The sequence below is a fragment of the Ralstonia pickettii genome (assembly GCF_001699815.1).
In the GTDB taxonomy this organism is placed as follows: Bacteria; Pseudomonadota; Gammaproteobacteria; order Burkholderiales; family Burkholderiaceae; genus Ralstonia; species Ralstonia thomasii.
In genome coordinates, this window is the sequence record NZ_MCGB01000025.1 from 166171 (window position 1) to 179595 (window position 13425).

Genomic DNA, 13425 nt, shown 5'->3' on the forward strand with positions numbered 1-13425 from the left:
CGGTCTCTTAATGGTGTTTGCTGCGGTTGCGCTTGCTGCGATAGGTATCCATGACCACGGCTGCGACGATGACCGCGCCCGTGATGATGCGTTTGGTGGGCTCGGAGGCGCCGATCTGCGCAAGGCCCGATTCGAGCACCGAGATGATGAGCACGCCGAACAGCGTGCGCACGACCGAGCCGCGCCCACCCATCAGGCTCGTGCCGCCGATCACCACGGCCGCGATCACCTGCAGCTCCATGCCCACGCCGGCGTTCGGATCGGCGGCTTCCAGGCGCGACACCTGGAACAGCGCAGCCAGGCCGGAGAGCAGCCCCATCAGCGCGAACACCGCAATCTTGTATGGGCGGGGGTTCACGCCCGCCAGCCGCACAGCTTCTTCGTTGGTGCCGATGGCCACCAGGTAGCGGCCAAACACCGTGCGCACCAGCACGATCTGGCCAACCACCGTGATGGCAATCGCAATCAGGAACGACGGCGCGATGCCCAGCGCGATGGGGTTGGCTAGCCAGTCGACCGCGCTGCCGATGTACACCGTGCGCGAATCGGTGAGGCTGTAGGCGAGGCCGCGCGCCATTTCCAGCACGCCCAGTGACACGATGAACGACGGAATGCCCCAGTGCACCGTGACTGCGCCGGTCAGCATGCCGGCCGCCGTGGCCAGCACCACGCCCGCCAGCGCAGCCGGCAACAAGCCCCAACCCAACTGGGTCATGGCCACCGACAGCACCGAAGCCGACAGCGCCAGCACCGAGCCCACCGACAGATCAATGCCGCCGATCATCAGGATGAATGTCATGCCCACCGCCATCACGAGCAGGTCGGGAATCTCGTTGGCGATGGTTGTGAACGTGGGCAGCGAGAAGAACGTTGGCGACAGCGTGCCGAACAGCACCAGCATGGCGACCAGCGCAGCGAGCAACCCGCCGATGGTGCCAAGCGACATGCCCAGCGCCGCGCGCGTGCCGGCTGTTGCAGCGGGCGGCGTCGGGGGCAGGGTGGAATCAGAGCGCATCGGCGGTCTCCGAGGGTGATTGAGGTGCATATGAATCGGATTCTTCCGATTCACCGAAGGCAGCGGCGAGCAAGGCGTCCTGGCTCCAGCCACCGCGTTGGAAGATGTGCGTAAGCCGCCCGGCGCGCATGACGCCGATGCGATCACACAACTGCATGAGTTCACGCAAATCGCTCGACACCACGACCAGCGCCTTGCCTCGCGCGGCCAGCGCGTCGAGCAGCGTATAGATGTCGAACTTGGCGCCGACATCCACACCCCGCGTGGGCTCATCGAAGAGCAGCACAGGCGTGTCGCGCTCCAGCCAGCGCGCAATCGCCACCTTCTGCTGATTGCCGCCCGAGAGTTCACCGACCGGTTGCTCGGGCCCAGCGCAACGGATGCGCAATGCGCCGATGTGCCGCTGCGCCAGCACCCGCTCGCGTGCCGGTTGCAGCCAGCCGCGCTTCGTTACGCCTGGCATGTTGCCCAGCGCGATGTTGGTCGCGATGGGCAGGCTCAGCATCAGGCCTTCGTCCTTGCGGTCTTCGGTGAGCAGGCTGATGCCGTGGCGCACCGCGTCGCCCGGCGAACGGATGCGCACTGGCGCCAGCGGCGAGCCGACTTCGACGCTGCCCGCATCCGCGCGGTCCGCACCGAAGATCAGTCGCAGCAGTTCCGTGCGCCCCGCGCCGACCAGCCCCGCGATGCCAAAGATTTCCCCCGGCGCCACGTCAAAGCTCACATCGCGCACAGCCGGGGCACGCGTCAGCCCGGTCACCCGCAGCGCCGGTGAGCCGTCACCGAGCCACGGTTCGCGCGCGGCCCGCTGCGTTTCGGACGAGGCGGCCACGTCGCGACCGACCATCGCCTGGATCAGCGCATCCTGCGTGACCGTCGCAGCCGGCGCATCGGTGACGAGCTTGCCGTCACGCAGCACGACGATGCGATCCGCAATGCGCGCCAGTTCGTCCAGGCGGTGAGAGATGTAGATGATCGCCACGCCTTCGCGGCGCAGCGCGTCGATGCGCTCGAACAGCGTGGCGCTTTCGTGCGCGCTCAGCATCGCCGTCGGCTCGTCGAGGATCAGCACACGGCATGCGCTTGCCAACGCGCGGGCAATCTCGATCATCTGCCGGTGGCCGATGCCGAGCGTGTGTACGGGCGTCCAGGGGTCGAGGTCCAGGCCCACGCGCGCAAGCGCCTGTTCGGCCCGAAAGCGCAGCGCAGAGCGATCCACGAAACCCAGCCGCCGGGGGAGTTCGCCGAGGAACAGGTTTTCGGCCACTGTCAGCGTCGGCACCATGCTCAGTTCCTGCAGCACCATGCGCACGCCCAGCGCCTCGGCTGCGCTGCGCGAATCAGGCGCGTAGAGCGTGCCGGCAAGCGTCATCGACCCGGAAGTCGCCGTCTCAAGCCCGCAGAGGATTTTGGAGAGCGTGCTCTTGCCGGCGCCGTTCTCCCCCGTGAGCGCGAGCACCTCGCCCGCGTGCACGTCGAGATCGATATCTCGCAGCACGGGGGCGGCGTAGTGCTTGCTGACGGCGGAAACACGAAGCAGCGGCGGGCGCGGTTCGTAAGCGGCAGACATGGCTGGCGGCGGCTTGCCGGTCTGTGGCGTTACGTGCGCGTGACGAGGTTGACCGGTGTCTCGACGACACCCGACAGCTTCGCTTGCGGCGTCTTGGCGGCTAACGCCTTCAGGGCGGTCTCGATGCCGTAGACGGCTTGCTGATCGGCGTGCTGATCGGCCGTCGCAACGACACGCCCGTCAGCCAGCATGGCCTTGATGGCGTCGATGTTGTCATAGCCGCCAATCAGCACCTTGCCCAGCTTGCCCGCCGCGCGCACAGCCGATACGGCGCCGATCGCCATGTTGTCGTTGCCGCACAGCAGGGCCTTCAGGTCGGGCTCGGAGCGCAGCATGGCGGCTGCCACCTTGTTTCCCTTGTCGATTTCCCATTCGCCCGATTGCACCCCCGCGATCTTCAGCTTGGCGGCTTCGGCGGCGTCCTTGAAGCCAGCGGTACGTTGCTGGGCGTTCGTGGTGGTCGGTATGCCTTCGATGATGCCCACGGCATCGCCCGGCTTGAGCGACTTGGCAACGAAGTCGCCCACCAGTCGTGCACCCTTGCGGTTGTCCGGCCCCACGAAGGGCACGTTCAGCCCTTTCTCTTTCAGTGCCGCGGGGTCCAGCCTGTTGTCGATGTTGATGACGAGAATGCCCGCGTCCACGGCCTTCTTGACGACCGGCACCAACGCCTTGGAATCGGCCGGGGCCAGCACCAGCGCATCCACGCGCGCGACGATCATCTGCTCGACCAGACGGATTTGGCCAGCGGTGTCGGTTTCGTCGCGAATGCCGTTGGTCAGCAGTGAATACTCCGACGCGTGATCCTTCTGATGCTTACGCGCGCCGTTCTCCATGGTCAGGAAGAACTCGTTGGCAAGCGACTTCATCACCAACGCCACCTTGGGCGGCTGGTTGGCGGCGTGCGCCAGCGAAAATGGGAACGGCAGAGCAGCAGCTACGACAGAGCCCGCGCCAAGTTGCAGGGCGCGGCGACGGCGGATATCCATGGTGTCTCCTCCAGGAAGAGGCCTATCTGGGGCGGGTGGGTGCGGGCGTCGTCGCTGCCTCATGCCGTCAGGCATATCTAAGGACAATCGCGCCTCGCTCTTCGCAAACGTTTGCGTACCTGACAGTCTCGGCTACCGCGTAACAGAAGTCAACGAAATTGCGCTTTCCACCGCATAAGTAAAAACCCGCAGTGACGGCGCCTTGACGACGGACTCGCAAGTTGCGCTGCGGGGGTGGCGTGATAGCCCTATCCAACGTGGTTGATTGTTTTAGTCCACAATACGGCCTGCCGCGTGGCCATCCCGTTTTTCGGGCTCTGCAAATCCCCTTGCTGCGACGCGGAATCCCCCGACACCTTAGTTGACCGATTTTGTCGGGTTCCTTTATACTTGAGCAAAACGATCAGGTATTTCCCCGACGCCATGAGATTGACCACCAAAGGCCGCTTCGCGGTCACCGCCATGATTGACTTGGCGCTGCGCCAAGAGCAGGGTCCGGTCACGCTGGCCGGCATCAGCCAGCGTCAGAAGATTTCGCTGTCGTATCTTGAGCAGCTGTTCGGCAAACTGCGCCGCCACGAAATCGTGGAAAGCGTGCGCGGTCCGGGCGGCGGCTACAGCCTCGCCCGCCGTGCCGACGACGTTACCGTTGCCGACATCATCATCGCCGTGGATGAGCCGCTGGACGCCACCCAATGCGGCGGCAAGGGCAACTGCGGCGGCGAAGAGCATGTCGGTGGCCATACGGGCCGCTGCATGACGCACGATTTGTGGGCCACGCTCAATCAGAAGATGGTCGAGTATCTCGATTCGGTGTCGCTGCAGAACCTGGTCGATCAGCAACGCGAGCGTCAGCCAGAAGTGATCCAGGACATGCGTGAAGCGCGTCCGGCTCGCCGCGAACGCACACCGACACGCGCCCGCGCCGTTGACACGCCGGCTACCGCGTCGGTGGCCGCCGAGCCCGTCAAGCGAGCACCGCTGGTCAACTCCGTTTTCAGTCTGGCGCAGTCGTGATTGCGCTAGCGTGAGACTGGCCGCGACGCCAGTCCACACAAGAACATCGCCCCCCACACAAGGCAGACAAGATATGAGCACCCCGCAACTTCCCATCTACATGGACTATTCCGCGACGACGCCGGTGGACCCGCGCGTCGTCGACAAGATGATTCCGTATCTGCGCGAGAGCTTCGGCAACCCGGCTTCGCGCAGCCACCCGTTTGGCTGGGAAGCCGAGAAGGCCGTCGAGACCGCGCGCGAGCAGGTCGCCGCGCTGGTGAATGCCGACCCGCGCGAAATCGTCTGGACGTCGGGCGCCACGGAGTCCGACAACCTAGCCATCAAGGGCGCTGCCAACTTTTACAGCAGCAAGGGCAAGCACATCATCACCGTGAAGACCGAGCACAAGGCTGTGCTGGACACGACGCGTGAGCTGGAGCGCCAGGGCTTCGAGGTGACCTACCTGGACGTGAAGGACAACGGCCTGATCGATATCGACGTCTTCAAGCAAGCCATCCGCCCTGACACCATTCTTGCGTCGGTGATGATGGTGAACAACGAAATCGGCGTCATTCAGGACATCGAGCAACTCGGCGAAATCTGCCGCGAAAAAGGCGTGATTTTTCACGTCGATGCCGCGCAGGCTACGGGCAAGGTGGAAATCGACCTGCAGAAGCTGAAGGTTGACCTAATGTCGTTCTCGGCGCATAAGACGTATGGGCCGAAGGGCATCGGCGCGCTGTACGTGCGCCGCAAGCCGCGTATCCGTATCGAAGCGCAGATGCACGGCGGTGGACATGAGCGCGGCATGCGCTCGGGTACGCTGGCCACGCACCAGATCGTCGGCATGGGTGAGGCCTTCCGCATCGCCAAGGAAGAAATGGCGACCGAGAACGAGCGCATCCGCATGCTGCGCGACCGCCTGTATCGCGGCCTGAACACGATGGAAGAGGTGTACGTGAACGGCGACATGGAAGCCCGTGTGCCGCACAACCTGAACATCAGCTTCAACTTTGTGGAAGGCGAGTCGCTGATCATGGCGATCAAGGACGTCGCCGTGTCGTCGGGGTCGGCCTGCACGTCGGCCTCGCTGGAGCCTTCGTACGTGCTGCGTGCGCTGGGCCGCAACGATGAACTCGCGCACAGCTCGATCCGCTTCACGGTGGGCCGCTTCACGACGGAAGAAGAAGTCGACTACGTGGTCGAGCTGCTCAAGAGCAAGATCGGCAAGCTGCGCGACCTGTCTCCGCTGTGGGAGATGTATAAGGACGGCGTGGATCTGAACAGCATTCAATGGGCGGCGCACTGAGCGCGGCGTTTGAGAACAACGGCGCCCCCGCGCCAGCCAACGATTGAAAGAGGTGTGAAATGTCTTACAGCAACCAAGTTCTGGACCATTACGAAAACCCGCGCAACGTCGGTTCGTTCGAGAAGGGCGACGACACGGTCGGCACCGGCATGGTCGGCGCGCCGGCTTGCGGCGACGTGATGAAGCTGCAGATCAAGGTCAACGAGCAGGGCGTGATTGAAGACGCCAAGTTCAAGACCTACGGCTGCGGTTCGGCCATCGCTTCGTCGTCGCTGGTGACGGAATGGGTGAAGGGCAAGACGCTGGATCAGGCGCTGGAAATCCGCAACACGGCCATCGCTGAAGAGCTGGCCCTGCCGCCGGTGAAGATCCACTGCTCGATTCTGGCCGAAGACGCCATCAAGGCGGCCGTGGCCGACTACAAGGAAAAGCACGGTTCGGCCGAGCAGAAGGCTGCTTGAGCCGGTTTGGATAGAAAGGACGCAGCATGATCACCCTGACCGACAAGGCCGCGCAGCACGTTTCCCGCTACCTGACCCGCCGTGGCAAGGGCGTGGGCCTGCGCGTGGGCGTGAAGACCACGGGCTGTTCGGGCCTGGCCTACAAGCTCGAATATGCAGATGAGATTGCCACCGAAGACCAGGTCTTCGAATCCAACGGCGTCAAGGTGATCGTCGATCCGAAGAGCCTGCCGTACATCGACGGCACTGAGTTGGACTACGCACGCGAGGGGCTGAACGAAGGGTTCCGCTTCAATAATCCAAACGTGAAGGACGAGTGCGGCTGCGGTGAATCGTTCCGCGTGTGAGCGGGGCACATTGAAGCAGCCGATTGTCGGTTTCGAGCGGGACGAGGAGGGCCATTGGGTCGCCCGTCTCGCTTGCGGACATGGGCAGCATATGCGCCACGATCCGCCTTGGCAGTTGCGCCCCTGGACTGAAACCGAAGCCGGGCGCGCCAGCAAGATGGGCGTGGTGGTCGAGTGCCTGAAGTGCGATCGGGGTGAGCCGGTCGAATAAGAAACACGAAGGAACACTAGGCGGCGCAGCCGCTTTTTTTATTCATGAATTCCGGCTTGTCAGCGAACACGACGCATTTTTCTCTCTTCGGTCTGCCCGAGCACTTCGAGGTCGACGACGACGCGCTGAACGCTGCGTATCGCACCGTGCAGTCGCAGGCGCATCCGGATCGTTATGCCCATGCGGGCGATGCCGAACGCCGCGTCGCCATGCAGTGGGCCACACGTGCGAACGAGGCGTATCAGACGCTGCGTGACCCGCTCAAACGGGCGACGTATCTGCTGCACCTGCGCGGTATCGACGTGCAGGCAGAGAACAACACGGCCATGCCGCCCGCGTTTCTGATGCAGCAAATGGAATGGCGCGAAGCCTTGGGCGACGCCAAGGCGGAGCGCAACGTCGATGCGCTGGATGATTTGCTTGGCATGCTGCGCAAGGAAAAACGCACGCGCTATCAGGCGCTGTCCGGTCTGCTCAATAGCGATGGCAACACCGCAGCAGCAGCCGATGCCGTGCGCCAATTGATGTTCATCGAAAAGATCGAACGCGACACCGCCGAGGCCATCGACCGGCTGGAAGACTAGAACCCAGAATTTGCGACAATGTTAGGTTTGCCCCGGCAGGCAGCCCATCCGCGCAATCGAGACATCCCCATGGCTTTACTGCAGATTTCCGAACCTGGCGAATCACCCGCACCGCACCAGCGCCGTCTGGCGGTCGGCATCGACCTGGGCACGACCAACTCGCTGGTGGCCTCCGTGCGCAGCAGCGTGCCGGAAGTGCTGCCCGACGATCAGGGGCGCCCCCTATTGCCCTCCGTGGTGCGCTACCTGCCCACAGGCGGTGCGCATATCGGCTACAAGGCCCAGGCCGAAGCCGTGCGCGACCCGAAGAACACCATCATCTCGGTCAAGCGTTTCATGGGGCGTGGCCTGAAGGATGTTGCCCACATCGAGAACACGCCGTACGACTTTGTCGACGCGCCCGGCATGGTGCAGTTGAAGACCGTGGCCGGCGTGAAGAGCCCGGTGGAAGTGTCGGCGGAGATCCTGGCCACGCTGCGCCAGCGCGCGGAAGATACGCTCGGCGATGAACTCGTCGGCGCCGTCATCACTGTCCCTGCGTACTTTGACGACGCACAGCGGCAAGCCACCAAGGACGCCGCCAAGCTGGCGGGCCTGAACGTGCTGCGCCTGCTGAACGAGCCGACCGCAGCTGCCATCGCCTATGGCCTGGACAACGGCTCCGAAGGCATCTACGCGGTCTACGACCTGGGTGGCGGTACGTTCGACATCTCTGTGCTCAAGCTCACCAAGGGCGTGTTCGAGGTGATGTCGACGGGCGGGGACTCCGCGCTCGGCGGTGACGATTTCGACCAGCGCATCGTGTGCTGGGTCGTCGAGCAGGCCGGCCTGCAACCGCTCTCTGCCGAAGACACGCGCCTGCTGCTGAACAAGGCGCGGGCCGCCAAGGAATGGCTGTCCACCGCCGACAGCACCGAGATCGACGCGATGCTCTCCACCGGCGAGACCGTGCATCTCGTGCTGACCGCTGAGACCTTTGCCGAACTGACCGCCACTCTCGTGCAGAAGACGCTGTCGCCCGTGCGCCGTGCGCTGCGCGATGCAGGCGTGACGGTGGAAGACGTAAAGGGCGTGGTGCTCGTAGGCGGCGCGACGCGCATGCCGATCATCCGCCGTGCCGTGGGTCAGCTGTTCGGTCAGACGCCGCTCACGAACCTCGATCCGGATCAGGTGGTCGCCATTGGCGCGGCCATGCAGGCCAACCTGTTGGCCGGTAACCGGGCACCGGGTGAAGACTGGCTGCTGCTCGACGTGATCCCGCTGTCGCTGGGCGTCGAGACGATGGGTGGCCTGGTCGAGAAGATCATCCCGCGCAACAGCACGATTCCCGTCGCACGCGCCCAGGAATTCACCACCTTCAAGGACGGCCAGACGGCGATGGCGATCCACGTCCTGCAAGGCGAGCGCGAACTGGCGAGCGATTGTCGATCCTTGGCGCGTTTCGAGTTGCGCGGCATCCCGCCGATGGTGGCTGGCGCCGCACGCATCCGCGTGACGTATCAGGTGGATGCCGATGGCTTGCTATCGGTGTCCGCACGCGAAACGGTGTCGGGCGTGGAAGCGTCGATTGCGGTGAAGCCGTCGTACGGTCTGGGCGATGACGATGTCGCCCGCATGTTGCAGGAAGGTTTCCAATCCGCCGAAGACGACATGCGCCGTCGAGCGCTGGCCGAAGAGCGCGTTGAAGGCGAACGCCTGCTTGAGGCGCTGTCACAGGCGCTGGCGGCCGATGGCGATCTGCTGTCGCCCGAGGAGCGTGCCGCCATCGACACCGAAATTGCCGCGCTGCGCACCACCATGCAGGGCGAAGACCATCGCGCCATCAAGGACGCCGTGGATGCCCTGTCGCATGGCACCGACGAATTCGCCGCGCGCCGCATGGACCGCGGCATTCGCAAGGCGCTCGCCGGCAAACGTATCGAGGAACTCGGCTGATCGCCGATCGGATCCCACCAAACACATTTATCGAACGAGTTTCTTCATGCCACACATCGTCGTCCTTCCTCACGTCGAATACTGCCCGGAAGGGGCCGTGATCGAAGCCAAGCCCGGCACGACCATCTGCGATGCGCTGTTGGGCGCTGACATTGAGATCGAGCATGCATGCGAGAAGTCGTGTGCCTGCACGACCTGCCACGTGATCGTGCGCGAGGGCTTCAATTCGCTCGATGAGGCGACCGAGAAGGAAGAGGATCTGCTCGACAAGGCCTGGGGCCTGGAGCCGAACTCGCGCCTGTCCTGCCAGGCCAAGGTGGCGGAGTCGGACCTGACCGTCGAAATTCCGAAGTACACGATCAACCACGCCAAGGAAAACCACTGAGCCGAGTGGCCAGCGGTGGAGGGAGCCCATCATGAAATGGAACGACATCCAGCAGATCGCAGAAGCGCTGTATGACAAGTACCCCGACGTCGATCCGACGCGCCTGAACTTCGTCGACCTGCACAACAAGGTGGTCACGCTGGAAGGCTTTGACGACGACCACAAGCGTGGCGGCGAAAAATTTCTGGAAGCCATCCAGCAAGCCTGGATCGAAGAAGCGGAATAAGCGCGCAGCCTCAAACGCGTATGCATGAAAAAACCGGCCCGAAGGCCGGTTTTTCTTTTGGGGCGAAGGCGAAGCCGGATTACCCCGCCACCAGCGTACCGTTCTCGATATGCACGCGTTCGCCTGCCTGGAAGCCCGGTGCAGCCTTGTACGTGAAGCTGCGGTTGGTGCCGTTGTCCATGCGCACGTTCACACGGTATTGGGTGTCGCGGCTGTAGTAGTTCTCCGCCACGTGGCCGCCATAACCGCCTGCCACCGCGCCGCCGACCGTAGCCAGCGTACGGCCATTGCCGCGGCCAATCTGGTTACCCAGCAGCCCACCCACCACGGCGCCACCGATCATGCCGAGGCCGGTTTCCTTGCCTTGCGTGGTGATCGGCGTGACTGAAGTCACATGGCCGGCATAGGGGCTGGCCGACTGGCGCGGCTGGGTTTGCGCATAGCTCGGGCTGGTCGAGGGTGCGCGTTCAGCGTACGACGGCTCGCGGGCTCGCGTCAGAGCGGGCGCCACATTCTGGGCCGGATACGGAGCGGCCTGATTCGGTTGCGTGGTCTGGCCTGGCGCAGCCAGTGCCATCGGGGCTGAAGCGCCCGCCACGGCCGCTGCCGATTGCGCGGCAACGTTGGGGTCAGTGCTGCCCTGTGTAGCCTTCGAGGTCGGCAGCACACCGGTAATGGCGGCCACCGCCGTCAGGCTGGCGATGATCACGGCCACAGCGCCCGTCGTCATCAGTGGATGCATGCGGCGCGAAGACGGAGGCACTTGCCCCGGCGACGTGCCGCCGTATTGTTGACCTTGGTTCGATTGGACGTTGTTGTTCATCATCGCTCTCCTGCGCCGTGATCGATTCGGCGTTTTGATGATCACAGTGTGGTCCATCGCCCAAACGGATGCCGTTTTAAATTGTAAGCATCTGTACTCCAATTTTTCGCTTAAAAATCAAGTGCTTGGCGAAGTTTATCCCACTTTGTAAAAGCCGGGCATTGTTACAAATAGCGGGGTGGGCGCGTGATTTGCGGCCGCGCGCGCAACAAAAAACGCCCCCGAAGGGGCGTTCTTTCCAAGGCGATCGATCGCGCCCGATCAGTCTTCGCGGCGCAGGTGCGGGAAGAGGATCACGTCGCGGATGTTCGGGCTGTCGGTGAGCAGCATCACCAGACGGTCGATGCCGATGCCGCAGCCGCCGGTCGGGGGCATGCCGTATTCCAACGCGCGGATATAGTCGGCGTCGTAGAACATGGCTTCTTCGTCGCCAGCGTCCTTTTGCTCGACCTGCTTGCGGAAGCGCTCGGCCTGGTCTTCAGGATCATTCAGCTCGGAGAAACCGTTGGCGATTTCGCGGCCGGTGATGAACAACTCGAAGCGCTCGGTGATGCCCGGCAGCGTGTCGGAGCCACGTGCCAGCGGCGACACTTCGACCGGGTAGTCGATGATGAAGGTCGGCTCCCACAGTTGCGACTCGGCCGTCTCTTCAAACAGCACGAGCTGCAGCGTACCCACGCCGGCGTTCAGGAATTGCGGCGCGTTGGTGTCGATCTTGAACTTCTTCAGTTCGGCGCGCAGGAAGTCGACGTCAGCTAGTTGCGCGTCGGTGTATTGCGGCGCGTACTTCTGGATCGCCTGGCAGATGGTCAGGCGATGGAACGGCTTGGCAAGATCCAGCTCGCGGCCCTGGTAGGTCAGCGTGGCGGTGCCAGAAGCGTCAATGGCAGCCTGGCGGATCAACTGCTCGGTGAAGTCCATCAGCCAGCGGTAGTCCGTGTAGGCCGCGTAGAACTCCATCATCGTGAACTCGGGGTTGTGTCGCGGCGACACGCCCTCGTTACGGAAGTTGCGGTTGATCTCGTACACGCGCTCGAAGCCACCGACGATCAGGCGCTTCAGGTACAGCTCGGGCGCGATGCGCAGGAACATCTGCATGTCCAGCGCGTTGTGGTGCGTGATGAACGGTTTGGCTGCCGCGCCGCCCGGAATCGGGTGCAGCATCGGCGTCTCGACCTCCATGAAACCGTTGCCGGCCATGAAGTTGCGCAGCGAGGCCATGGCCTTGGTGCGGGCACGGAACGTGTCGCGCGTTTCCTTCGAGACGATCAGATCGACGTAGCGCTGACGGTACTTCTGTTCCTGATCTGCCAGGCCGTAGTAGTCGCCCGGTAGCGGACGCAGGCTCTTCGAGAGCAGGCGCAGCTCCGTCACCGCCACCGACAACTCGCCGGTCTTCGTCTTCATCAGCGTGCCGCGTGCGGCCACGATATCGCCCAGATCCCATTTCTTGAAGCTGGCGTAGACGTCTTCGCCCACGGCGTCGCGGCTGATGTAGAACTGGATGCGGTCGGTGGCGTCCTGCACGGTGGCAAAGCTTGCCTTGCCCATCACGCGCTTGAGCATCATGCGGCCGGCAATGGCCACCTGCACCGGTTCGGCTTCCAGTGCGGTCTGCTCCAGCTCGCGATACTTGGCTTGCAGATCACCGGCATGGTGCGTCGGGCGGAAATCGTTGGGAAACGCGACGCCTTGCTGGCGGATCTCTGCCAGCTTCTCGCGGCGCTCGGCGATGATCTTGTTGTCGTCCTGCGCCGGCACGGCGGCCGCGGTGTTCGATTCGGCCGGGTTGTTCTGTTCGGTCATGATGGTGATGAGAGGAATGTCGTATCAGGCGATGTTGCGCAGGTCGTCTAGCTCGGTCGCGCCAAAGTCGGGGCGGACGAGGTAGGCGGCGATGCGCGTGGCGGCGACCTGCGGCGAGACAAACTCGCCATGCGCGTGCAGATCGCGGAAGCGCTGCACGCCGGCAAAGTCGGCGCCACGGATGGTGCGTTGCATGTCGGTGTCGATCACGCCGGGGGCGAGTGCCACGGCGCGCACGCTCGCGTCGCCATCGGCATTGATGGCGCGCACGAACATGTCCAGCCCGGCCTTGCCGGTGCAATACGCCGCCCAGCCGGCGATCGGCCGGCGCGCAGCGCCCGACGAGATCGCCAGCACGCGGCGCTGCGCGTTCCACCCGGAGGTGCCGCGCAGCAGGGCAGCGGTCAGCGCCATCGGGCCGGCCAGGTTCAGTTGCAGGTGCGGCAGCAGCGTATCGGCGCGCAATGTGTCGATGGTGCCGATCGGCTCGACCGCGCCGGCGTTGAGCACCAGCGTCACGTTGGCAAAAGCGGGCAGGGCGGCAAGCGTCTTGGTCATCCAAGCCTCGGCGGCATGCGCGTCGGACAGGTCGACCTGGTGCCAGTCGAGCGTCACACCGGCGGCTGCCGCCTGCGCGCGCAATTCGGCGTTATCGCCGCGTGCGACGCAGATGAGGCGGCGACCGGGTTGCATCAGCGCCTGGGCCAGCGCGGCGCCCAGGCCGCGCGAGGCACCGGTCAGGATGAACAGGGACGTGTCAGACAT

Annotated in this window: 15 protein-coding genes; 9 read left to right on the forward strand and 6 right to left on the reverse strand. The window is 64.0% G+C overall.

Features of this window, described 5'->3' with window-relative positions:
* Positions 1-7 precede the first annotated feature (7 nt).
* The 3 genes from BEK68_RS03890 to BEK68_RS03900 are packed head-to-tail and all read right to left on the reverse strand — an operon-like array spanning position 8 to position 3574.
* Positions 8-1015, reverse strand: coding sequence for an ABC transporter permease (locus tag BEK68_RS03890; protein WP_012435206.1), 1008 nt, complete (start codon positions 1013-1015; stop codon positions 8-10).
* Positions 1005-2585: a sugar ABC transporter ATP-binding protein gene (locus BEK68_RS03895; protein ID WP_012435207.1), complete on the reverse strand. Its 1581-nt coding sequence runs from the start codon at positions 2583-2585 to the stop codon at positions 1005-1007. The genes BEK68_RS03890 and BEK68_RS03895 overlap by 11 nt, the downstream gene beginning before the upstream one ends.
* A gap of 29 nt (positions 2586-2614) precedes the next feature.
* The gene (locus tag BEK68_RS03900) at positions 2615-3574 is read right to left on the reverse strand and encodes a sugar ABC transporter substrate-binding protein (protein ID WP_004635715.1); all 960 of its coding nucleotides are present in this window, start codon (positions 3572-3574) and stop codon (positions 2615-2617) included.
* A 423-nt stretch (positions 3575-3997) separates the two neighbouring features.
* On the opposite strand from BEK68_RS03900, the gene iscR reads away from it, so the two are divergent.
* The 9 genes from iscR to iscX all read left to right on the forward strand — a co-directional run bounded on the left by iscR (position 3998) and on the right by iscX (position 10031).
* Complete coding sequence (gene iscR, locus BEK68_RS03905; RefSeq protein ID WP_004635714.1) at positions 3998-4591, forward strand: Fe-S cluster assembly transcriptional regulator IscR; 594 nt, start codon at positions 3998-4000, stop codon at positions 4589-4591.
* Between the two features lie 73 nt (positions 4592-4664).
* Positions 4665-5882, forward strand: a complete 1218-nt coding sequence (locus BEK68_RS03910; protein ID WP_004635713.1) for an IscS subfamily cysteine desulfurase — start codon at positions 4665-4667, stop codon at positions 5880-5882.
* Between the two features lie 59 nt (positions 5883-5941).
* Positions 5942-6343, forward strand: a complete 402-nt coding sequence (gene iscU, locus BEK68_RS03915; protein WP_004635709.1) for a Fe-S cluster assembly scaffold IscU — start codon at positions 5942-5944, stop codon at positions 6341-6343.
* 26 nt (positions 6344-6369) lie between these two features.
* Positions 6370-6690 carry an iron-sulfur cluster assembly protein IscA gene (gene iscA, locus BEK68_RS03920; RefSeq protein WP_004635708.1) on the forward strand — a complete coding sequence of 107 codons (321 nt, stop codon included), beginning with the start codon at positions 6370-6372 and terminating at the stop codon, positions 6688-6690.
* A 10-nt stretch (positions 6691-6700) separates the two neighbouring features.
* Positions 6701-6901, forward strand: a complete 201-nt coding sequence (locus BEK68_RS03925; RefSeq protein WP_012435208.1) for a DUF3565 domain-containing protein — start codon at positions 6701-6703, stop codon at positions 6899-6901.
* 44 nt (positions 6902-6945) lie between these two features.
* Complete coding sequence (gene hscB / locus BEK68_RS03930; RefSeq protein ID WP_004635705.1) at positions 6946-7485, forward strand: Fe-S protein assembly co-chaperone HscB; 540 nt, start codon at positions 6946-6948, stop codon at positions 7483-7485.
* Between the two features lie 69 nt (positions 7486-7554).
* A complete protein-coding gene (hscA, locus tag BEK68_RS03935) occupies positions 7555-9420 on the forward strand; it encodes a Fe-S protein assembly chaperone HscA (RefSeq protein WP_012435209.1) in 1866 nt (621 codons plus the stop codon).
* Between the two features lie 46 nt (positions 9421-9466).
* Positions 9467-9805: an ISC system 2Fe-2S type ferredoxin gene (gene fdx / locus BEK68_RS03940; RefSeq protein ID WP_004635701.1), complete on the forward strand. Its 339-nt coding sequence runs from the start codon at positions 9467-9469 to the stop codon at positions 9803-9805.
* A 31-nt stretch (positions 9806-9836) separates the two neighbouring features.
* Complete coding sequence (gene iscX, locus BEK68_RS03945; protein WP_004635700.1) at positions 9837-10031, forward strand: Fe-S cluster assembly protein IscX; 195 nt, start codon at positions 9837-9839, stop codon at positions 10029-10031.
* A 79-nt stretch (positions 10032-10110) separates the two neighbouring features.
* Here iscX and BEK68_RS03950 read toward each other — a convergent pair whose 3' ends face one another.
* From BEK68_RS03950 to BEK68_RS03960, 3 genes are all read right to left on the reverse strand, one after another.
* Complete coding sequence (locus tag BEK68_RS03950) at positions 10111-10854, reverse strand: glycine zipper 2TM domain-containing protein (RefSeq protein WP_065851567.1); 744 nt, start codon at positions 10852-10854, stop codon at positions 10111-10113.
* A gap of 261 nt (positions 10855-11115) precedes the next feature.
* Positions 11116-12660 carry a lysine--tRNA ligase gene (gene lysS, locus BEK68_RS03955; RefSeq protein ID WP_012435210.1) on the reverse strand — a complete coding sequence of 515 codons (1545 nt, stop codon included), beginning with the start codon at positions 12658-12660 and terminating at the stop codon, positions 11116-11118.
* Between the two features lie 24 nt (positions 12661-12684).
* Positions 12685-13425 carry an SDR family oxidoreductase gene (locus tag BEK68_RS03960; protein WP_012435211.1) on the reverse strand — a complete coding sequence of 247 codons (741 nt, stop codon included), beginning with the start codon at positions 13423-13425 and terminating at the stop codon, positions 12685-12687.

What these genes read in the sequence shown, in the direction of transcription:
- BEK68_RS03900 (WP_004635715.1), bottom strand. Translation starts at nt 3,574, where the DNA reads ATGGATATCCGCCGTCGCCGCGCCCTGCAACTTGGCGCGGGCTCTGTC.
- iscU (WP_004635709.1), top strand. Translation starts at nt 5,942, where the DNA reads ATGTCTTACAGCAACCAAGTTCTGGACCATTACGAAAACCCGCGCAAC.
- iscX (WP_004635700.1), top strand. Translation starts at nt 9,837, where the DNA reads ATGAAATGGAACGACATCCAGCAGATCGCAGAAGCGCTGTATGACAAG.
- BEK68_RS03890 (WP_012435206.1), bottom strand. Translation starts at nt 1,015, where the DNA reads ATGCGCTCTGATTCCACCCTGCCCCCGACGCCGCCCGCTGCAACAGCC.
- fdx (WP_004635701.1), top strand. Translation starts at nt 9,467, where the DNA reads ATGCCACACATCGTCGTCCTTCCTCACGTCGAATACTGCCCGGAAGGG.
- lysS (WP_012435210.1), bottom strand. Translation starts at nt 12,660, where the DNA reads ATGACCGAACAGAACAACCCGGCCGAATCGAACACCGCGGCCGCCGTG.
- hscA (WP_012435209.1), top strand. Translation starts at nt 7,555, where the DNA reads ATGGCTTTACTGCAGATTTCCGAACCTGGCGAATCACCCGCACCGCAC.
- iscR (WP_004635714.1), top strand. Translation starts at nt 3,998, where the DNA reads ATGAGATTGACCACCAAAGGCCGCTTCGCGGTCACCGCCATGATTGAC.
- iscA (WP_004635708.1), top strand. Translation starts at nt 6,370, where the DNA reads ATGATCACCCTGACCGACAAGGCCGCGCAGCACGTTTCCCGCTACCTG.
- BEK68_RS03960 (WP_012435211.1), bottom strand. Translation starts at nt 13,425, where the DNA reads ATGTCTGACACGTCCCTGTTCATCCTGACCGGTGCCTCGCGCGGCCTG.
- hscB (WP_004635705.1), top strand. Translation starts at nt 6,946, where the DNA reads ATGAATTCCGGCTTGTCAGCGAACACGACGCATTTTTCTCTCTTCGGT.
- BEK68_RS03895 (WP_012435207.1), bottom strand. Translation starts at nt 2,585, where the DNA reads ATGTCTGCCGCTTACGAACCGCGCCCGCCGCTGCTTCGTGTTTCCGCC.
- BEK68_RS03910 (WP_004635713.1), top strand. Translation starts at nt 4,665, where the DNA reads ATGAGCACCCCGCAACTTCCCATCTACATGGACTATTCCGCGACGACG.
- BEK68_RS03950 (WP_065851567.1), bottom strand. Translation starts at nt 10,854, where the DNA reads ATGAACAACAACGTCCAATCGAACCAAGGTCAACAATACGGCGGCACG.